The organism is Pseudomonas sp. R84, assembly GCF_009834515.1.
GTDB lineage: Bacteria > Pseudomonadota > Gammaproteobacteria > Pseudomonadales > Pseudomonadaceae > Aquipseudomonas.
This window is the reverse complement of record NZ_CP019426.1, coordinates 60,439-80,322: the sequence shown is the minus strand read 5'-3', so window position 1 is coordinate 80,322 and position 19,884 is coordinate 60,439. Positions and strand designations below refer to the sequence as shown.

Sequence of the window (19,884 nt, the reverse complement as noted above, 5' to 3'; positions counted from 1 at the left end):
GTTTTAACTGCCAGTACGGGCGCCGCCAATTGCGGCGCCGGGTGAATTAAAAATCTACTTCCATTCGAAAATCTTCCACGACGGAATCAGCATATCCGGCTGATCCGAGCGGATGAAGTTTGCATCCGTCCCGTCTGCACGCACCAGAAAGTAGGGTGGTGCGCCCTTCGGCGTGACTTTGATCGCGTACAGGAACCCGTTTTGACGGTACTCCTGAATCGTCTTGTCGCCTTCCGTGCGAATGGTGACTTCAGGATCTCCCGACGGCGCATCATCCGCCGCCATCGCGGCCAACGGTGAGGCAGCAATCAGACCGACCAGCAGCAAGCGATTTAACGTACGCATGATAACCTTGTCCCTTTGTCGTCAACGGTCCCGCTATTCTAGCGCCGGACCCGCCGAAAAGGTTGATCCTGCTCATGAGCCAAGCCCCCCTCGTCCTGGTGGACGGTTCGTCTTACCTGTACCGCGCGTTTCACGCGCTGCCACCACTGACCACTTCCAAAGGCCTGCCGACCGGTGCGGTCAAAGGCGTGCTGAACATGCTCAAGAGTCTGCGCAAGCAGTACCCGGACAGCCCGTTCGCCGTGGTGTTCGACGCCAAGGGCGGGACATTTCGCGATGAGATGTACGCCGAATACAAAGCCAATCGCCCGAGCATGCCCGACGACATGCGCGTGCAGATCGAGCCGCTGCACCAGAGCGTGATCGCCCTCGGCTTCCCGCTGCTGTGCGTCGAAGGCGTCGAGGCTGACGACGTGATCGGCACCCTCGCCCGCAGCAGCGCGGCGGCGGATCGCCCGGTGGTGATCTCCACCGGCGACAAGGACATGGCGCAACTGGTCGACGGCCACATTACCTTGGTCAACACCATGTCCGGTAGCTCGATGGACGTCGAAGGCGTGAAGGAGAAATTCGGCGTCGCACCGGAGCAGATCATCGATTATCTGGCGCTGATGGGCGATTCGTCCGACAACATTCCGGGCGTTCCGGGCATTGGCCCGAAGACCGCTTCCGGCCTGCTGGTCGGCGTCAACGGCGGCTTGACCGAGCTGTACGCCAATCTCGACATCGTCCCGACCCTGCCGATTCGCGGCGCGAAAACCCTGCCGGCCAAGCTTGAAGAGCACAAGGAGATGGCGTTCCTCTCCTATCAACTGGCGACCATCAAGGTCGATGTGCCGCTGGACGTCGAACTCGATGACTTGCAGATGGGCGCGGAAGACCCGGCCAAGCTCTACGAGCTGTACTCGCTGCTGGAATTCAAAAGCTGGATCAACGATCTGGATCGCGACGCCAAACGTCTGGAATTGAGCGCAGGCAGCGAGCCTGCGCCGGCTGGCGATCTGTTCAGCGCACCAGCAGAAGAAGCGCCTGCCGTTCCTGCTGAAGCCGCTTACGAAACCATCCTAGATCAGGCGCGCTTCGACGTCTGGCTGGAAAAACTCAACAACGCCAAACTGTTCGCCTTCGACACCGAAACCACCGGCATCGACGCGCAGCAGGCGCAACTGGTCGGCCTGTCGTTCGCCGTGCAGGCCAACGCAGCCGCGTATATTCCGCTGACCCACTCCTACATCGGCGTGCCGGAGCAGTTGGATCGCGACACCGTGCTGCGCGCGCTCAAGCCGATTCTCGAAGACCCGAGCAAGCTGAAGGTCGGCCAGCACGCCAAGTTCGACATGAACATTTTGGCCAACTGCGCCATCGGTGGCGACCAGAACAACGGCATCACCGTGCGCGGCATCGCCTTCGACACGATGCTTGAGTCCTACGTGCTCAACTCCACCGCGACCCGCCACGACATGGACAGCCTCGCGCAAAAGTACCTGGATCACACCACCGTGAGCTTCCAGGACATCGCCGGCAAAGGCGCCAAGCAGCTGACCTTCGACCAGATCGCGCTGGAGCAGGCCGGGCCGTACGCCGCCGAAGACGCCGACATCACCCTGCGTCTGCACCAGACGCTGTTCGAAAAACTCAGCGCGATCACGAGTCTGGCCAGCGTTTTGACCGACATCGAGATTCCGTTGGTGCCGGTGCTGGCGCGCATCGAACGCCAAGGCGCGTTTGTCGACGCTGAGCTGCTCGGCATCCAGAGCATCGAGCTGGGCAACAAAATGGTTGCGCTGGAGCGCGAAGCCTTCGAAATCGCCGGGGAAGAATTCAACCTCGGCTCGCCGAAGCAACTGGGCGTGATTCTCTACGAGAAACTCGGCCTGCCGGTGCTGAAGAAGACCGCCAAAGGTCAGCCGTCCACTGCTGAAGAAGTGCTGGCGAAACTTGCTGAAGACGATCACCGCTTGCCGAAGGTGCTGATGGAGCACCGCTCGATGAGCAAGCTGAAAAGCACCTACACCGATCGCCTGCCAGAGCAGATAAACCCGCGCACCGGGCGTATTCACACCTCGTATCACCAGGCCGTAGCGTCGACCGGGCGCTTGTCTTCCAGCGATCCGAACCTGCAGAACATCCCGGTGCGCACCGCTGAAGGTCGACGCATCCGTCAGGCGTTTGTAGCGCCAAAGGGCTACAAACTGCTGGCGGCGGACTATTCGCAAATCGAACTGCGGATCATGGCGCACCTGTCCAAAGATGAAGGCCTGATGAACGCCTTCCGCAACAATCTGGACGTGCACACCGCCACCGCTGCCGAAGTGTTCAAGGTCGAACTCAACGAGGTGACTTCCGACCAGCGCCGTGGCGCCAAGGCGATCAACTTCGGCCTGATCTACGGCATGGGCGCGCAGAAACTCGGCAAGGACATCGGCGTAGACACCAAAACTGCCAAGGCTTACATCGACACCTACTTCGCCCGTTATCCGGGGGTTCGCGAGTACATGGATCGCACCCGCACGCAGGCGGCGGATCAGGGTTATGTCGAGACCTTCTTCGGTCGTCGCCTGTACCTGCCGGAAATCAACTCGAACAAGCCGCAGGAGCGCGCCGCCGCCGAACGCACGGCGATCAACGCGCCAATGCAAGGCACGGCCGCCGACATCATCAAGAAGGCCATGGTGGCTGTGGATAACTGGCTGGCGACGTCCGGACTGGACGCCAAAGTCATCCTGCAGGTACACGATGAATTGGTGCTGGAGGTTCGCGAGGATCTGGTCGAACAGGTCAGCGCCGAGATTCGCGTGCACATGAGCGAAGCGGCGAAGCTGGATGTGCCACTGCTGGTCGAAGTGGGTGTGGGCAACAATTGGGATGAGGCTCACTGAGCCATTTGAATACGGTTTTGCCGCGACATGACGTCGCGGCAGCCCCGGAAAATCTGCTTATTTCGAAAAGCGCTTGGGATTATTCCAAAGCTTTTTGAAAAAAATCTGAACTAATCTGGAAGGACACTACTCAGAGATACTGAATGGCTGGTGAAGCCCTTCGATGCTCCTATGTTGTGTTAAGTGTTGGCAGATATCTGAACCCCGCCCTAGCGGTTCGGAACTTAAACCCCGGAATTTCTCCCTCCCCAATGAAATCCGGGGCTTTTTTTGCCCAAAAATCGGCTGTAGCGCGGCCATGCTGCGTTAAAGGCGCTACTCAAAATGCTCATTTAGGTCCCCTAAACTCCGCTTTTGAGCATCACCTTTGCCTTGCCTGAGCACACTACAACCAATTTTTCCCAATCCCGACTTACTCGGCTGCCGCTTCGGCGCCTTTGTCTGCCAGTTCCATCCAGCCGGCCAGTACAGTGTAGGCCTCTTCCAGGCCCATGCGTTTTGGCGCGGAGAACAGCTGGATGGTCACCAGATCGCCCCAGCCCTTGCGGATTTCCGACTGCACTTTGAGCAGGGTGTTCTTGGCTGCGCCATAGGTGAGCTTGTCGGCCTTGGTCAGCAGGATGTGCATCGGCATGCCGGCGGCAACGGCCCAGTCGAGCATCAGCAGGTCGAAGTCGGTCATTGGATGACGGATGTCCATCATCAGAATCAAACCCTTCAAACTCTCGCGGCCACCGAGGTACGCCTCAAGGTGACGCTGCCAGTGCATCTTCAGCGGGATCGGTACTTTTGCGTAACCGTAGCCCGGCAGGTCGACCAGACGGCGATCTTCGTCTAGCTTGAAGAAGTTCAACAGCTGTGTGCGGCCCGGAGTTTTCGAGGTGCGCGCCAGGCTGGCGTGAGTCAAAGTGTTCAGCGCGCTGGATTTGCCGGCGTTGGAACGACCGGCAAACGCTACTTCGAAGCCTTCGTCGTCAGGGCATTGATCGACTTTGGCGGCACTGAGCATGAACGTGGACTGTTGGCACAGGCCGAGGATGGGATTCTTGAGTTGCATGGGATTTCCGATGTGGGCGGCGCCGGGATTGGGCGCGGAACGCGGTGTCGCTTCCGTTTCAGTGACGCCAGTATATAATGCCGCAGATTTTGTGTGTGCTTTGTCCCAGCGAAGGATGAAGTTCACGAGAGCGACAGACTTTGATTGCGCATTAGAACGCAGAACGCTCTCAACCCTGAAAAGGTCGTTTTATGACGAAATGGCTGCTGGCTGCCGGAGTCTTGATGCCGCTTTACAGCGCACAGGCTACACAGGATCCGGAAGCTGTGTACAACCGTGTTTGTGGTGCCTGTCATTCCGGCCAACTACCCATGGCGCCCAAAAGAGGCGATCAGGAAGCTTGGACGCCGAGGTTGGCGAAAGGTATGGGGACGCTGGTGCAACACGTGACCCAGGGTTTCAAGGCGATGCCGCCGCGTGGTTTGTGCATGGACTGCAGTGCCGAGGATTACCAAGCCATCATCCTTTGGATGAGCGAGTAAACCCGGTCCATAACTTAACCCTTAGCCGTAGTTGGATTAGCTGATGAACAAATTGATCGTGAGTCTGCTGTTGACCGTGGGAATCTCAGGCTTCGCCCATGCTGCCGGTGATGCCGCAGCGGGCCAGGCAAAAGCCGCCGTTTGCGGAGCCTGCCATGGCCCGGACGGCAACAGCATGGCGCCAAACTTTCCGAAACTGGCAGGTCAAGGTGAACGGTACCTGACCAAGCAACTGCACGACATCAAGTCGGGCAAGCGCACCGTTCTGGAAATGACCGGCCTGCTGACCAACCTGAGCGATCAGGATCTGGCCGACATCGCCGCCTACTTCGCCACCCAGAAGGGCAGTGTCGGCGCCGCCGATCCGAAGATCGTTGCACGCGGTGAGGCCCTGTTCCGTGGCGGCAACCTGGCCAAGGGCCTGCCAGCTTGCACCGGCTGCCACTCACCGAACGGCGCCGGCAACGCGGCTGCCGGCTTTCCGCACCTGGGTGGCCAACACGCTCAATACATCGCCAAGCAGCTGACCGATTTCCGCAAGGAAGAAGGTGGCCGCACCAACGACGGCGACACCATGACCATGCAGACCATCGCCAAGCGCCTCAGCGACGAAGATATTGCGGCGGTCTCCAGCTACATTCAGGGTTTGCACTAAGCGCGCCGGATCGGGCGTTGAGCGAGGCTGAAGATCAAAAGATCGCAGCCTTCGGCAGCTCCTACAGGGGTGTTGCGTGATTCAATGCAGGAGTTGATATCTCCGGCAATGTTAACGCTCGATTAATCCGTCGCAGCAAGTATAAAAAGGGTGGCTTTGGCCGCCCTTTTTTGTGGCCGCTGCCGTTACACTACAGAACTCATGCCCGCCAGGATCTGTCTGAAAACAGGTCGCGCGAGGCGACCCAAATTGTCCAGGAGTAAAGCATGCGTAATCTGATCATCAGCGCCGCCCTCGTCGCTGCCAGCCTGTTCGGCGTGACCGCTCAAGCCGCCGAAGCCCCTGCCGCCCCTTACGTGGAACTGGCCAACCCGGTTCCGGTTGCAGAGCCTGGCAAGATCGAAGTGGTCGAGCTGTTCTGGTACGGCTGCCCGCACTGCTACGCTTTTGAGCCCGTGATCAACCCTTGGGTTGAGAAACTGCCGTCCGACGTCAACTTCGTACGTATTCCAGCCATGTTCGGCGGCCCATGGGACGCTCACGGTCAGATGTTCCTGACCCTCGAAGCCATGGGCGTCGAGCACAAGGTTCACAACGCCGTATTCGAAGCAATCCAGAAACAACACAAGAAGCTGACCGACAAGAACGACATGGCTGACTTCCTCGCCACCCAGGGCGTAGACAAGGACAAATTCCTCGCCACGTTCGACTCGTTCGCCATCAAAGGTCAGATCGTAAAAGCTCGCGAACTGGCCAAGAAGTATGAAATCACTGGAGTGCCAACCATGATCGTCAATGGCAAGTACCGCTTTGACATCGGCTCCGCCGGTGGTGCCGAACAAGCGCTGCAACTGGCTGACCAACTGGTCGCCAAAGAGCGAGCGGCAACCAAGGCTGCTGCCAACTAAGCGCGGCTACCGCCATGCGCCGCTGGAAGTCTGAACGCATCGTTGGCCTGCATGATCCGCAGGTCAACGAGCATCACCTGGAGTCCACGGGCCTGCCCGCAGACCAGCGTTTGCGTCTGCTCAGTTTCAATATCCAGGTCGGCATCAGCACCGAGCGCTATCGGCATTACCTGACCCGTAGCTGGCAGCACCTGCTGCCGCACAACGGCCGTTCAGGCAACCTGCAAAAGATCGGTGACTTGCTCGGCGACTTCGATCTGGTCGCTCTGCAGGAAGCCGATGGCGGCAGCTTGCGTTCGGGCTACGTCAATCAGGTGGAACATCTGGCCCAACTCGGCGCCTTCCCTTACTGGTATCAACAACTCAATCGCAACCTCGGCCGACTCGCTCAGCACAGCAATGGCGTGCTCAGTCGCCTGAAACCGTCGGCGATCGAAGATCACCCGCTGCCCGGCCCGAAAGGTCGCGGGGCGATTCTGCTGCGTTTCGGCGAAGGCCCGGAAGCGTTGGTGGTGGTAATGATGCACCTGGCCCTTGGTGCGCGAACACGCAGCCTGCAACTGGCCTATATTCGTGAGCTGATCGGTGGTTATAAACACCAGGTGTTGATGGGCGACATGAACACCCACGCCAGCGATCTGCTACAACACTCTCCGTTACGCGATCTCGGCCTACTGGCCCCGCAGGTGGAAGCGACTTTCCCCAGCTGGCGTCCTCAACGTTGCCTTGATCATATTTTGCTCAGCCCGACCCTGACCCTGGAAAAGGTCGAAGTGCTGGCCCAACCGATTTCCGATCACCTGCCGGTCGCGGTAGAGATTCGTCTGCCGGGTTCGCTCACGGCCGATGCATTGCCCGCGTTGAGTCCTGCCCCTCGCGGAACCCCTGAATGAGCGACGACGCCCAGCGCTGGAAAGAGAAGTACCTCAAAAGCATCGAACAGCAGGACAAACTCGAACGCCGCTGGGCCGCCAGGCTCGACTTGCTGCGTCGCGGTCTGGTGCGCAGCACACTGGCGGCTGAAGGTACCGACAAGGTCGTTGATCAGTGCATGAAAGAGATGCGCGACGTGGTGCGCACCGACGACATGGACGCCGGCCTGGCCGCCCTTTTGCCGCGCCTGGAAAAAGCCGTGCTCGATTCCGAGCAGCGCCGCGAAACCCGCATTGATCAAGTCAGCAGCGCGCTGACATCGCTGGTCACGCAGTTGCAGGCTTTGCCGCTGCCACGTGAAGTCGCCCAGCCCTTGAAGAAGTTCGCCAAACAACTGGATGGCCGCGTCGGCTCGGCGCGGGAAATGCCGCTGCTGCTGAGTGAGCTCAGTGGTTTGCAGGGCAAGGCGTTGAGTCAGTTGGACACCCCGGCAGAGCCGGGTCGCCCGGGTCTGCTGCAACGGCTGTTTGGTAGCCGCGACAGCGAAGAAGCGCCAGCGACAGAATCACCCGCGCCGCCGCAACGGCTTGGCCCACCGGCGCCCGAACCAGAAGCCACACAGCCCGCCCCTGTCGCCGTGATCGAAGCCATGACGGCAGCGCCTGTCATCGAAGCAGTGGTGCCCGTCGAAACAACGACGCCAGCCACCCAGGCTCATTTGGAACCGGAACCGGCAGAGGTGGTTAACTTTGTACCACCCACGGTCGTCAGCAAAGTCAGCAGCCATCCGGTCGAACCGCAGGCTGAGCACATCAAGCTTGAGCCTGTTTTCACCCCGGCTCCTGCTCAGAATGAAATCGCGCCTGCCGCCATCAATCCCGATGAACTGATCCACCCCGGCGATCCGACTCCACTGATCCTCGACAGCTTGCCACTGCCCGAGCCAATTGCCCTGGCGCTGGCCGCCATCGACCCGGAGCAGCCCGAGCACGACATCCTGTTCGCCCTGCCAGACACCCCCGAGCCATCCTATAGCTCCGTGGCCAAACACATCGAAGACACCCTGATCGGGCTGCTCGACGACCTGACTCTGCCTGAACGTCACCGTCCACAAGCCGAAGCCATGCGTGAACGGCTCAAACACGGTTTGAACTGGTACGAATTGATCCCGATCCTCGACGATCTTGCGACGTTGATGCTGGCGATCACCGACAGCGGTCAGCACGAATTCGAAGCCTATCTGCAACAGCTCAACGAACGCCTCGAAGCATTCCAGAGCAACCTGCAAGCGGCCAGCGAAGGCCATGCCGACAACAGCTCGGCGGCGCGGGCAATGGACACGCAGATCCGCGAGCAAGTCGACGGCCTGCAGACCAGCGTGCAGGAAGCAGCGGATCTGGAAGACCTCAAGCACGTGCTGGAGAACCATCTCGAAGGCCTGCTCGGCACCATGGATCAGCACCAGAAGCAGCGCGACGCCCGCGAGCAGGAAGTCGCCACGCGGCTGAAAAGCCTGTCAGAGCGCGTAGCGCATATGGAACAGGAAGCCCAAGGTTTCCGCGAACATCTTGAAGTACAAAGACAGAAAGCCTTGATCGATCCGCTCACCGGCCTGCCCAATCGCGCCGCGTGGAGCGAACGCCTCGAGCACGAAATCCAGCAGTGGCAACAACACGGCAACACCCTGAGCCTGGCCATGCTCGACCTCGATCACTTCAAACGGATCAACGACAACTACGGCCATCTGGCCGGCGACAAGGTGCTGAAAATCATCGCCACCGTGTTGCGCAAACGCCTGCGCGGCTCGGACTTCATTGCCCGTTTCGGCGGGGAAGAGTTCGTTCTGTTGATGCCGGCAACGCCGCCGGCAGTAGGCGCCAAACTGCTGGAGGCCCTGCGCGCAGCGATCGAAGCTTGCCCGTTTCACTTCAAGGGCGAGCGGGTGACGATCACCATTTCCATGGGACTGGCATCATTCCGCGCTGGAGAACACAGCGATCTGGTACTGAAAAGAGCCGATCAGGCGCTATACCGCGCTAAAAATGCAGGACGCAATCGGGTCGAGCTGGGCTGAGCAAATTGTTCCATTTTGTTTAAATCCGCCCACTGGCCGTCGAGACGCAAGGCAGTACGTTACACTGTTGCATTACTGTCTTGCGTGTACTGCCTTCTGCCATGAAATTCTTTGCCCTCCTCGCTTCGCTGCTCGTTCTGGCCGCTTGTTCCAGCAGCCCGCGTTACGACATCAGCCATCCTTCGGCCAATTACGACAGCCGTATCCAGTTCGTGATCGTGCATTACACGTCGGCCTCGCTGGAGCGCTCTCTGCAATTGCTGACCCACGGCGAGGTCAGCAGCCATTACCTGATCGGCGACGACAAGGGCGGCACCGTCTATAAACTGATGGATGAGAACCAGCGCGCCTGGCATGCCGGCGAAAGCCAATGGCAGGGCCGTACCTGGCTCAACTCCAGCTCGATCGGCATTGAAATCGTCAATCCAGGCTTCAAAGACACGCCGACCGGGCGTCTGTGGTATCCGTACAGCGAAGCGCAGATCCAATCGTTGATCGTCCTGCTCAAGGACATCAGCAAGCGCAACGGCGTCAGCCCGCGGCACATCATCGGCCACAGCGACATCGCACCACTGCGCAAACTCGATCCGGGCCCATTGTTCCCGTGGAAGCGCCTCGCTGCCGAAGGCCTGGGCATATGGCCGAACGAACAGGCGGTTGCGCGTCAGCAGATGCTGTTCAACAGCAGCGAGCTGCCAAGCATCAGCTGGTTCCAGGCGCAATTGGCGCACTTGGGTTATGACACACCACAGACCGGCGAGCTGGACATCGCCACGCGCCATGTCCTCGCCGCGTTCCAGATGCACTTCCGGCCCTCGCGCTTCGACGGCACGCCGGATGCGCAAACGGCAGCGTTGTTGCTGGTACTTAACCAGACAAAATAATGACGCCCGCCCGACGGTTAGGGCGAAATCGCAATCAGCAGCTATAACTCATTGGTAATTCTTCGGATATTCCATGATGGTTGCTACCCGAGAGACGCTGCGTAGCTGGTTTTATCGCCCGTGGTTTTTGGCGATGATCGCGGCTGTCCTCAGTGCCTGCCTGCTGATCGCCGGCGGAATGTTCGTGGCAATGCGACAGGTCGAGCAAAGCGAAAGTCAGGAAATGAACGCGCAAGGCGAACGTTTCCTCGCCCGCCTCGAACAATTGTTCGGCCAGTTACGCGAAAGTCTTGACGATCTCGAAGCGCAGCCATTGCGCAGTTGTGACGATGAAATGATCGCGACCCTGCAGCAAGTCACCTTCAACTATCGCTTCGTCTACGAAGCGGCTTACATGGACGCCACGCGGATCTGCTCCAACCGCCCACGTCAGGAAGGCGTGTCGGTAGTACGGGCGCCGGATATCAGAGGGCCGACTTACAGCTATTGGCTCAATACCACCACCGAACCCGATGAAAACCGCGCCGCGCTGATGCTGGGCCGCGGCAATTTTCGTGTGGCCACATCACGTGGGCATCTGACCGACATGGTCGATCTGTCGCCCGGCAGCAGCCTTTTGGTGGTTCTCGATCACGGCACCCGGGCGATCCCGGTCCTCGGTACGGCGCAGGCCTGGCCACCGACCGAACATTGGCCACCGAAAAGCCGCGAGTCATTACAAGTCACTCAGACTCGGCTGATCTACCGCATGCCCACCAACAACCCGGAATATCAACTGGTGCTGATCACGCCGCGCACCGGCATGCACATCCCTGCGATCTGGTGGTGGATGGTTCCGGCCTGTCTAGTGCTCGGCGCATTCCTAGGGTTCTTTGTGTTCTTGCTGGTGCGCCAGCGCCAGTCACTGGACGCCGAACTCAATGGCGCCATTCGCCGGGGCGAGCTACAGGTGCTCTACCAGCCGATCTTCGACCTCGACAGCCGCAACTGCGTCGGCGCCGAAGCGCTGCTGCGCTGGCGCCGCCCCGACGGCACACTGACCAGCCCGGACCTGTTCATCCCCATGGCGGAAAATACCGGGCAGATTCGGCAGATGACCGACTTTGTCCTCCAGCGTTTGCTGGAGCAACTGGGTCCGGTGCTGCGAGCCAATCCGCAACTGTATATCTCGGTCAACCTGGCTGCCTGCGACGTGATGGTGCCGCGCATCGGCCAGGTCATGGCGCGGCTGCTAACGCTCCATCGTGTAGCCGCGCGGCAGATAGCCTTCGAGGTCACTGAGCGTGGCTTGATTGACGTGGTGGTGGCGCGGGAAAACCTGCAAGCCTTGCGCGATGTCGGCCATCAGGTGTTGATCGACGACTTCGGCACCGGCTATTGCAGCCTCGCCTACCTGCAAACCTTGCCGGTGGACTGCCTGAAGATCGACAAAGCGTTTATTGATGCACTGGGTCATGACGCCGCCAGCAGCGGCGTCGCTCCGCACATCATTCACATGGCCCAGGCGCTGGATCTGAAGGTGATTGCCGAAGGCATCGAACTGGAATCACAGGCTGAGCTGCTCAGTAGCGAAGGCGTGAAATTCGGTCAAGGCTGGTTGTTCGCCCATGCGCTGAGCGCGGTGCAGTTCATCGAACTGATCACCCGTGGCCGACGCCTCGCGGGAAGGCGTATGGACGACGAAGCCTAAACCGCGAGCGCCATATAGAACTGCGTGCCCTGCCCCGGCCGCGAATAAACCCCCATGCGTCCGCCATGCAGCTGGACGATTTCCTTGCACAGCGCCAGACCCAGTCCAGCGCCGCCCTTCTTGCGCCCGACCTGCACGAACGGCTCGAAGATTCGCCCTTGCTGGCCGTAGGCAATGCCTTCACCGTTGTCTTCGACGCTGATTATCACCCGCTCGCCATGCCGACGTGCCTGCAAGCGAATCTGACCGTCGCGGGCGGTATGGCGCAGGGCGTTGTCGATCAGGTTGTCGAGCACGCGATCGAGTTGCGCCTGATCAGCCTGCAAACGTGGCAGCGGCGCCTGTACTTCGACATTCAGGGCGATGCCCTTGGCCGCCGCCGAATCGGCAAAGCGCAGCTGCGCCTGCTCCAGCAAGTCTTCGATGGAGCATGGCGCCAGTGTGAGTTTCTGCAGGCCATTCTGATAACGCGAGAAGTTAAGCAAGTCATTGATCAACTGCATCAGGCGCTGCATTTCCTCATTCACGGTGTCGAGCAGATCAGCCTCGCGCGACTCCGCTGGAAACTTCGCTCGCTCGCGGAACAAACCGAAGGCCATGTGCATGCCGGTAACCGGCGTGCGTAGCTCATGTGAAGCGCGCAGCACGAATTCACTGCGCACCCGTTCGAAGGCACGCTGCTCGGTGACATCGTGCAGCACCATCACCGCGCCGAGAATATGCCCTTGGGTATGACTGACCGGCGTCAGGCTGTAGGTCAGCAGGCGTGATTCGCCGTCAACCTCAATACTCAAATCTTCCGGCGCCCGCTCCAGCGTGCCGCCGCGCAGCACCAGTTGCAGCTGCGCATCCAGCTCTGGTCGTTCCAGCGCCGTGCCCAGTCCCTGGCCGAGACGATCATCGTCCCAACCCAACTGCCGCTGAGCGACGGGATTGAGGTGCTCCAGATTCCCCTGGCGGTCGATCATCAGCAAGCCGTCATCGATGCTGTCGAGTACCGCTTGCAAGCGTTGCTGGCCGGCGAGCAATTCATCGACGTTGGTCGCCTGATGTTCGCGCAGTGCCTCAGCCATCATGCCGAAACGCTTGGTCAGCTGATTCATTTCCATCGCCGACGAAATCGGCAGGGTCACTTCAAAATTGCCTTGGCCGATATTGTCCGCCGCTTGCGCCAGCGCCTCGATCGGCGCGCCAAAACGCCTGGCAATCCCGTGGGCCGTGATGAAACCGATGATCAGCACCGCCAATCCGACAAATCCAAGCAGACCCGCAATCAACAAGGCACGGTCACGCGCCTCACGCTGTACCGCGTTGATGTTATCCAGTGCATGCTTGTGTTCGGTGATCAGTCCGTTGCGCAACGTATTGAAGCGCTCCCTGAAGTCAGCGCTGCTGCTTATGGAGCCGGCCGGGTCACGCGACAAATCGAAAGCTTCCAGGAAGCTCAGATAATCCGCTTTTGCCCGACTGAAGCCGTATAGCCGACCATCGCCCTCTTGCTCTTGGGCGATGCCTTGGTCCAGCAACTCGAAGTAATGCTGTTTCGACGCTTCGAACGCCACGGGATCAGGCTTTTCGGCCAGCATGATGATCAGTTGATCACCCAGCGTCTGCCGCAACTTGAGCCCCAGATCCAGAGTGACGAAGTTGCTGCGCACCAAAGCTTCTTGAGTGCCGGCCATCTGCATCACGCTGACCAGCCCGAGCAACAGCCCGAGCAAGGCCACCGTGATCAAGGCGGAAATACTCAGGAACAACCGCGTGCGCAACTTCATCGCCAGTTTCATCGCCCGGCGCTCACAGGTTGTACTGCTTGCGCTTGCGATACAGGGTCGAGGCGTCGATGCCCAGGGTTTTCGCCGCTTGATCCAGCGTGCCGGCGGTGGCGAGCACCGCGCCGATATGGGCTTTTTCCAACTCGTCGAGACTCAGCGCCGCACCGACTCTTGGCGCATTGTTGGCCGGTTGTTCGGCCATGCCGAGGTGGCTGATTTCCACGCGTTCCTGCGGGCAGATGATGCTCGCCCGCTCAACCACGTTACGCAGCTCACGAATGTTGCCCGGCCAGCGGTAGCCCAGCAGCGCCTCGCGAGCCTCGTCGCTGAAGCCCCGTGCCGGACGTGCGTACTCTTTAACGAAGCGAGCGAGGAAGCGATCAGCCAAAGTCAGAATGTCTTCGGCGCGCTCACGCAGTGGCGGCAAGTGCAGGGTGATGACGTTCAAGCGATAGAGCAGGTCTTCACGGAAACGCCCGTCACGGACCATGTCTTCCAGGTTGAGGTTGGTCGCAGCCAGAATGCGTACGTCAGCGCGACGGGTGACTGGATCCCCTACCCGCTCATATTCCTTGTCTTGAATGAAACGCAGCAACTTGGGTTGCAATGTCAGGGGAAAATCGCCGATCTCGTCGAGAAACAGCGTACCGCCGTCGGCCTGATTAACCCGGCCCAGCGTGCTTTCACTGGCGCCGGTAAACGCACCGCGACTGTGGCCGAACAGCTCGCTTTCCATCAGTTCGGCGGTCAACGACGGGCAGTTGATGGTCACGCAGGATTTCTTCTCACGTTTGCTCCAGCCATGAATCGCTCGGGCCAGCTCACCTTTACCGGTACCGGACTCGCCGAGGATAAGAATGTTGGCGTCGGTGCCGGCGACCTGGCGGGCGGTTTCCAATACGACTTTCATCGCCGGGCTGTGGGAATCGAGCCCGTCCTTCGGTTTGCGGATCTCGCCTTCCAGCGCTTCGAGGCGCGCTGACAGTTGGCGCACTTCCAGTTGCTTGGCGGTGGCCAAACGCAACTGATCCGGGCTGCACGGCTTGACCAGATAGTCGGCGGCGCCCGCCTGGATCGCATCGACGGCGGTATCGACAGCCGAATGCGCGGTGACGATGACCACGCGCATCCACGGCGCCTGAATGCGCATCTGCGCCAGCACGTCGAGACCGTTGTCTTCGCCCAGGCGCAAATCAAGGAAGCACAGGTCGAAGACCTGGCGCTGCAACAATGCCTCGGCCTGAGCCGCGCTGTTGGCGGTGGCCACCGTATAGCCCTCGTCTTCGAGGCAATAACGGAAAGTACGCAGGATGGCGGATTCGTCGTCCACCAGCAGAATGCGGCCTTGATGCTCAGTGGCAGATTCCATTTTTCCTACGCTCCATAGTGATTGGTCTTGGGTTAGTCCCGGAAAAATCGGGCAAGTTGCATGGTTGATTCTGAACGATGCCAGCCATAGGAGGGTAGCTCTCTCCTGCCTTTACAGCCAAGTTGTTGGTTTTGCTGGTTTTTTAAACAAATTCAGATTTGCAGGGCATTCCCTGCGTACTTTTCTGACATCTACGCCCTGCTCTCAATTCCATAAGAATGAATTCTCCTACGAAAAAATCGTGCATTGCGCACGACCCCAGAGGACCCATCGTGCAGGATGCGTCGCAGACGTTTTTCATCATGCTTACAACTCATTGATTTTATTGAATATTTTTCAAATAAAAAACTGGCATGCAGGCTGCAATATCTCACTCATCCCGGGCAGATCAGAACTGCCCCAACCGAATAAGAGTGAGGAACCCAGGATGACTCGCCCACGTGCCGCCCAAGTGCGTATCTCGCCACTGCACATCCAGCAAGGTCTGTTTGGCGTATTGGCGCTGCTGATCACCCTGATCGCCTGCCAGCAATACCTGCGCTGGGAAAACAGCCAGCAGGTTGAGCCGTTGATTTCGATCCAGCACAACACGCAAACGCACTTCAGCGCCGTCAGCAGCAGTCAGGCCGAAAGCGCCTCGATGCGCATGATGGACGTCGATCAGGCGCAGCCACTGGATCAACTGCCACGTGAAGAGCGCTGGGTTTTCTAAAGAGCAAACGAATTCGGGCGCAGAGCGCCGGAACACGTAACACCCCCAAATAGAGAAGTAAGGAGAATCACCATGTTGAGCTGGGCAATTACATTCTTGATCATTGCCATCATCGCTGCAGTACTGGGCTTCGGTGGTATCGCGGGCACCGCCACGGGTATCGCCAAGATTCTCTTTGTCGTGTTCCTGGTGATGTTCATCGCTTCCTTCTTCTTTGGCCGTCGCGGCCGAGGTTAACGATGAGTGTGTTAAAGACACTGGCAGCCGCCCTGCTTCTGGGCGGTAGTGCCATGGCGATGGCGGCCAATGACGGCCAGACGCGAGTCAACGAACTGTTGAGTTCCGACCCGCAATACCGGGAAACCTGGGAAGGCGTGGTGAAGAAGGAAGAGCGCCTGCCGGAATGGGTGATGAACCTGTCCGGCACGCCTGACCAGCAAATGAATGCCGTAACTGAAGATGGCGACCAGTATCTGGTCGGGCCGCTCTGCGAATCCGCAGACAAGTGCTTGAACCACCGCTTGATCGTCGCGTTCAGTTTCGACAAGAAAGACGCTTACGCCATGCTCGTTGATGTGCCCGAGGGACTGCCGGCCGACAAGTCGCCAACGCGACATGCCACCTACCGCTTCCTCGGCAAACCCGACCAGGGCATGCAGGATCTGCTAATGGAAACCCTGAAAAAAGATCCGAAGTGGTACTGATCTGAACATGAAGACAGCAGCCCTGCTGTCTTCCATTGCGCCGACCTGAGGAAGGCTGGCGCATGACCAGGGGGCCGGGACGTTCTGACTGTTGCAGGGTCGGAGTGACCTACGGGTACAGGGAGTGCCTGCGCGAGGGCCGGGTCAGGGTAAAAGCTGCGCCGCAGGTTCGCCGACCCACAGTGGTTCGACGGACTTGCGCTGAGCTTTCAAACACGCAAAACATTGATCCAGAGCGTCCAGCTCATCCTTTTTATCGCTGACACTGCGCGCAAAAACATTACGCGGTGTTTCACGGCGACCGTATATCGACAAAGAGACCGTTTAAACAGTAGGACTTCTAGTCTTCCTGCGTAGGCTTTTTCCTAGATTTTTTGTCGATTTTTCTCGTTCAAAAAATAACCAACCCACGCTGTAAAGACCGGTTCACGGCACTTATGCCGGCCGAAATGTCACAATCGAACCGGTTGGGACGCCAGTTTCATTTAAAAAAGCTCATGCCGATTCGGCATAGGGTAGGCGTTTACGGCATTAGACGGCGCAACCTTGCATCGGAATAGTTGCGCCTTTTTTCGCCTGCCGAAGAGCCGTAATCACGCGCTTCGGGGCACCTTATACGGAGGCAGATGCACAGACTTTTCCGCTAATGAGCGTTCCAGTTCCTGCATGTGCCTGAGTCAAACGCAAGTAAGGGTAAAGATAATGAAGAAGGCAAAAATTAGCCTCGCCTGGCAGATCCTCATCGGTCTGGTTTTGGGTATTGCAATTGGTGCGTTGCTCAACCACTTCAGTGCCGAGAAGGCCTGGTGGATCAGCAACGTCCTGCAACCGGCAGGCGATATCTTTATCCGTCTGATCAAGATGATCGTGATCCCGATCGTCATCTCTTCCCTGATTGTCGGCATTGCCGGCGTGGGCGACGCCAAGAAGCTCGGGCGTATCGGCCTGAAGACGATCATCTATTTCGAAATCGTCACCACCATCGCCATCGTCGTCGGCCTGTTGCTGGCCAACCTGTTCCATCCGGGCACAGGCATCGACATGAGCACCCTCGGCACGGTGGACATCTCCAAGTACCAGGCAACCGCCGCCGAGGTACAGCATGAACACGCGTTCATCGAGACCATCCTCAACCTGATCCCGTCGAACATCTTCGCGGCCATGGCCCGCGGCGAAATGCTGCCGATCATCTTCTTCTCCGTGCTGTTCGGTCTCGGTCTGTCGAGCCTGCAGTCGGACCTGCGCGAGCCGCTGGTGAAGATGTTCCAGGGCGTCTCGGAAAGCATGTTCAAAGTCACCCACACGATCATGAACTATGCGCCGATCGGCGTGTTCGCACTGATCGCGGTGACCGTCGCCAACTTCGGCTTCGCCTCGCTGCTGCCGCTGGCCAAACTGGTGATCCTGGTTTACGTCGCCATCGCCTTCTTCGCCTTCGTGGTACTGGGCCTGATCGCCAAGCTGTTCGGCTTCTCGGTGATCAAGCTGATGCGCATCTTCAAGGATGAGCTGGTGCTGGCCTACTCCACTGCCTCCTCGGAAACCGTGCTGCCACGGGTGATCGAGAAGATGGAAGCCTACGGCGCACCGAAAGCCATCTGCAGCTTCGTGGTACCGACCGGTTATTCGTTCAACCTCGACGGTTCGACCCTGTACCAGTCGATCGCCGCGATCTTCATTGCTCAGCTGTACGGCATCGATCTGTCGATCAGCCAACAACTGCTGCTGGTGCTGACCCTGATGGTCACCTCCAAAGGCATCGCCGGCGTACCGGGCGTGTCCTTCGTGGTACTGCTGGCCACTCTGGGCAGCGTGGGTATTCCGCTGGAAGGTCTGGCGTTCATCGCCGGTGTCGACCGCATCATGGACATGGCGCGTACCGCTCTGAACGTGATTGGTAACGCCTTGGCGGTACTGGTTATCGCACGTTGGGAAGGCATGTACGACGACGCCAAGGGCCAGCGCTACTGGAACTCCCTGCCGCACTGGCGCAGCAAGGAAAAACTGCCAGCAGGCGAAATCTCCAAGAACTGACACAAATCCCTGTAGGAGTGAGCCTGCTCGCGATGAGGGCTGTACATTCAACATCCCTGTTGTCTGATACACCGCGATCGCGAGCAGGCTCACTCCTACAGTGGACCGAGTCAGCCAAACGAACCCCGGAGAAATCCGGGGTTTGTCGTTTCTGGCGACCCCGCTATCATTCGCCGCATTCTTCGGGGGATTTGACTGATGCTTAATGGCCTGTGGCTTGGCTTCTTCATCGTGGCAGCCGTATCGGCGCTCGCGCAGTGGCTGATCGGCGGCAACGCCGGGATCTTTGCGGCGATGGTGGAAAGCATTTTCGCCATGGCCAAGCTCTCGGTCGAAGTCATGGTGCTGCTGTTCGGCACCCTCACCCTGTGGCTGGGCTTTCTGCGCATCGCCGAGAAGGCCGGGATCGTCGAATGGCTGGCCAAGGTACTCGGCCCGCTGTTCCTGCGGCTGATGCCGGAAGTCCCGGCCGGCCACCCTGCCCTTGGCCTGATCACCCTGAACTTCGCCGCCAACGGTCTGGGCCTCGACAACGCGGCCACGCCGATCGGCCTGAAAGCCATGAAGGCGCTGCAGGAGCTCAATCCCAGTGCCACCATCGCCAGTAACGCGCAAATCCTCTTCCTGGTGCTCAACGCCTCCTCCCTGACCCTGCTGCCGGTGACGATCTTCATGTACCGCGCCCAGCAAGGCGCGCCGGACCCGACACTGGTGTTCCTGCCGATCCTGCTGGCGACCAGTTGCTCGACGATCGTCGGCTTCCTCTCGGTGGCGTTCATGCAGCGTTTGCGGATCTGGGATCCGGTGGTGTTGGCGTATCTGATTCCCGGGGCGTTGATACTGGGTGGTTTCATGGCGCTGCTGGGCACCCTTTCGGCGACGGCTCTGGCAGGATTGTCGTCGATCCTCGGCAATCTCACGCTGTTCGGGTTGATCATGCTGTTCTTGCTGATCGGCGCGTTAAAGAAAGTGAAGGTCTACGAGGCGTTTGTAGAGGGCGCCAAAGAGGGCTTCGATGTCGCGAAGAATCTGCTGCCGTATCTGGTGGCAATGCTCTGTGCTGTAGGCGTGTTGCGTGCCTCTGGTGCCTTGGACTTCGGGCTGGACGGAATTCGCCATCTGGTCGAGTGGGCCGGTTGGGACACGCGCTTTGTCGATGCGCTGCCGACAGCAATGGTCAAACCGTTCTCCGGCAGCGCGGCACGGGCGATGTTGATCGAGACGATGCAGACCTCGGGGGTCGACAGCTTCCCAGCGCTGGTCGCGGCGACGATTCAGGGCAGTACCGAGACCACGTTCTATGTGCTGGCGGTGTATTTCGGCGCGGTGGGGATTCAGCGGGCGCGGCATGCGGTGGGGTGTGCGTTGCTGGCGGAGTTTGCTGGTGTCGTTGGCGCCATTTTCGTCTGCTACTGGTTCTTCGGCTGAACAAATATCCAATGT

17 protein-coding genes are annotated in these 19,884 nt (G+C 59.2%); 13 read left to right on the top strand and 4 right to left on the bottom strand.

Going from position 1 to position 19,884, the window contains the following annotated elements:
* Nucleotides 1-54: 54 nt before the first annotated feature.
* A complete protein-coding gene (locus PspR84_RS00370) occupies nucleotides 55-345 on the bottom strand; it encodes a DUF2782 domain-containing protein (RefSeq protein WP_064389732.1) in 291 nt (96 codons plus the stop codon).
* Nucleotides 346-419: 74 nt separating this feature from the next.
* Between PspR84_RS00370 and polA the strand changes: the two genes are divergently transcribed.
* Complete coding sequence (gene polA / locus PspR84_RS00365) at nucleotides 420-3,224, top strand: DNA polymerase I (RefSeq protein ID WP_160054507.1); 2,805 nt, start codon at nucleotides 420-422, stop codon at nucleotides 3,222-3,224.
* A gap of 412 nt (nucleotides 3,225-3,636) precedes the next feature.
* Here the strand turns inward: polA and yihA are convergent, their stop codons facing one another.
* The gene (gene yihA, locus PspR84_RS00360) at nucleotides 3,637-4,281 is read right to left on the bottom strand and encodes a ribosome biogenesis GTP-binding protein YihA/YsxC (protein ID WP_008081236.1); all 645 of its coding nucleotides are present in this window, start codon (nucleotides 4,279-4,281) and stop codon (nucleotides 3,637-3,639) included.
* 191 nt (nucleotides 4,282-4,472) lie between these two features.
* Here yihA and PspR84_RS00355 point away from each other — a divergent pair, with 191 nt between their 5' ends.
* The 7 genes from PspR84_RS00355 to PspR84_RS00325 all read left to right on the top strand — a co-directional run bounded on the left by PspR84_RS00355 (nucleotide 4,473) and on the right by PspR84_RS00325 (nucleotide 11,847).
* Nucleotides 4,473-4,763, top strand: coding sequence for a c-type cytochrome (locus PspR84_RS00355; RefSeq protein WP_038365005.1), 291 nt, complete (start codon nucleotides 4,473-4,475; stop codon nucleotides 4,761-4,763).
* Nucleotides 4,764-4,806: 43 nt separating this feature from the next.
* Nucleotides 4,807-5,418 carry a c-type cytochrome gene (locus tag PspR84_RS00350; protein ID WP_160054505.1) on the top strand — a complete coding sequence of 204 codons (612 nt, stop codon included), beginning with the start codon at nucleotides 4,807-4,809 and terminating at the stop codon, nucleotides 5,416-5,418.
* Nucleotides 5,419-5,684: 266 nt separating this feature from the next.
* Nucleotides 5,685-6,326: a thiol:disulfide interchange protein DsbA/DsbL gene (locus PspR84_RS00345; protein ID WP_160054503.1), complete on the top strand. Its 642-nt coding sequence runs from the start codon at nucleotides 5,685-5,687 to the stop codon at nucleotides 6,324-6,326.
* Nucleotides 6,327-6,340: 14 nt separating this feature from the next.
* Nucleotides 6,341-7,219 (top strand): endonuclease/exonuclease/phosphatase family protein, encoded by an 879-nt coding sequence (locus PspR84_RS00340; protein ID WP_007911779.1) that lies wholly within the window; start codon nucleotides 6,341-6,343, stop codon nucleotides 7,217-7,219.
* A complete protein-coding gene (locus PspR84_RS00335; RefSeq protein ID WP_160054501.1) occupies nucleotides 7,216-9,273 on the top strand; it encodes a GGDEF domain-containing protein in 2,058 nt (685 codons plus the stop codon). The genes PspR84_RS00340 and PspR84_RS00335 overlap by 4 nt, the downstream gene beginning before the upstream one ends.
* Before the next feature lie 101 nt (nucleotides 9,274-9,374).
* On the top strand, nucleotides 9,375-10,157 hold the full coding sequence (locus PspR84_RS00330; RefSeq protein WP_160054499.1) for an N-acetylmuramoyl-L-alanine amidase: 783 nt from the start codon (nucleotides 9,375-9,377) through the stop codon (nucleotides 10,155-10,157).
* A 76-nt stretch (nucleotides 10,158-10,233) separates the two neighbouring features.
* Nucleotides 10,234-11,847: an EAL domain-containing protein gene (locus PspR84_RS00325; RefSeq protein ID WP_174244487.1), complete on the top strand. Its 1,614-nt coding sequence runs from the start codon at nucleotides 10,234-10,236 to the stop codon at nucleotides 11,845-11,847.
* On the opposite strand, the gene PspR84_RS00320 is transcribed toward PspR84_RS00325, so the two are convergent.
* Nucleotides 11,844-13,634 (bottom strand): ATP-binding protein, encoded by a 1,791-nt coding sequence (locus tag PspR84_RS00320; protein WP_160054495.1) that lies wholly within the window; start codon nucleotides 13,632-13,634, stop codon nucleotides 11,844-11,846. The two genes, PspR84_RS00325 and PspR84_RS00320, sit on opposite strands and share 4 nt — an antisense overlap.
* Before the next feature lie 10 nt (nucleotides 13,635-13,644).
* Complete coding sequence (algB, locus tag PspR84_RS00315; protein WP_047297450.1) at nucleotides 13,645-14,991, bottom strand: sigma-54-dependent response regulator transcription factor AlgB; 1,347 nt, start codon at nucleotides 14,989-14,991, stop codon at nucleotides 13,645-13,647.
* Between the two features lie 427 nt (nucleotides 14,992-15,418).
* Between algB and PspR84_RS00310 the strand changes: the two genes are divergently transcribed.
* The 5 genes from PspR84_RS00310 (at nucleotide 15,419) to PspR84_RS00290 (ending at nucleotide 19,869) form a co-directional block, all read left to right on the top strand.
* Nucleotides 15,419-15,703, top strand: a complete 285-nt coding sequence (locus PspR84_RS00310; RefSeq protein ID WP_160054493.1) for a hypothetical protein — start codon at nucleotides 15,419-15,421, stop codon at nucleotides 15,701-15,703.
* Between the two features lie 72 nt (nucleotides 15,704-15,775).
* Nucleotides 15,776-15,940, top strand: coding sequence for a DUF1328 domain-containing protein (locus PspR84_RS00305; protein WP_003177151.1), 165 nt, complete (start codon nucleotides 15,776-15,778; stop codon nucleotides 15,938-15,940).
* Nucleotides 15,941-15,942: 2 nt separating this feature from the next.
* Complete coding sequence (locus PspR84_RS00300) at nucleotides 15,943-16,407, top strand: inhibitor of vertebrate lysozyme family protein (protein WP_160054491.1); 465 nt, start codon at nucleotides 15,943-15,945, stop codon at nucleotides 16,405-16,407.
* Between the two features lie 702 nt (nucleotides 16,408-17,109).
* Complete coding sequence (gltP, locus tag PspR84_RS00295; protein ID WP_160054489.1) at nucleotides 17,110-18,441, top strand: glutamate/aspartate:proton symporter GltP; 1,332 nt, start codon at nucleotides 17,110-17,112, stop codon at nucleotides 18,439-18,441.
* Nucleotides 18,442-18,639: 198 nt separating this feature from the next.
* A complete protein-coding gene (locus tag PspR84_RS00290) occupies nucleotides 18,640-19,869 on the top strand; it encodes a spore maturation protein (protein ID WP_150731535.1) in 1,230 nt (409 codons plus the stop codon).
* The last annotated feature ends 15 nt before the right edge of the window (nucleotides 19,870-19,884 follow it).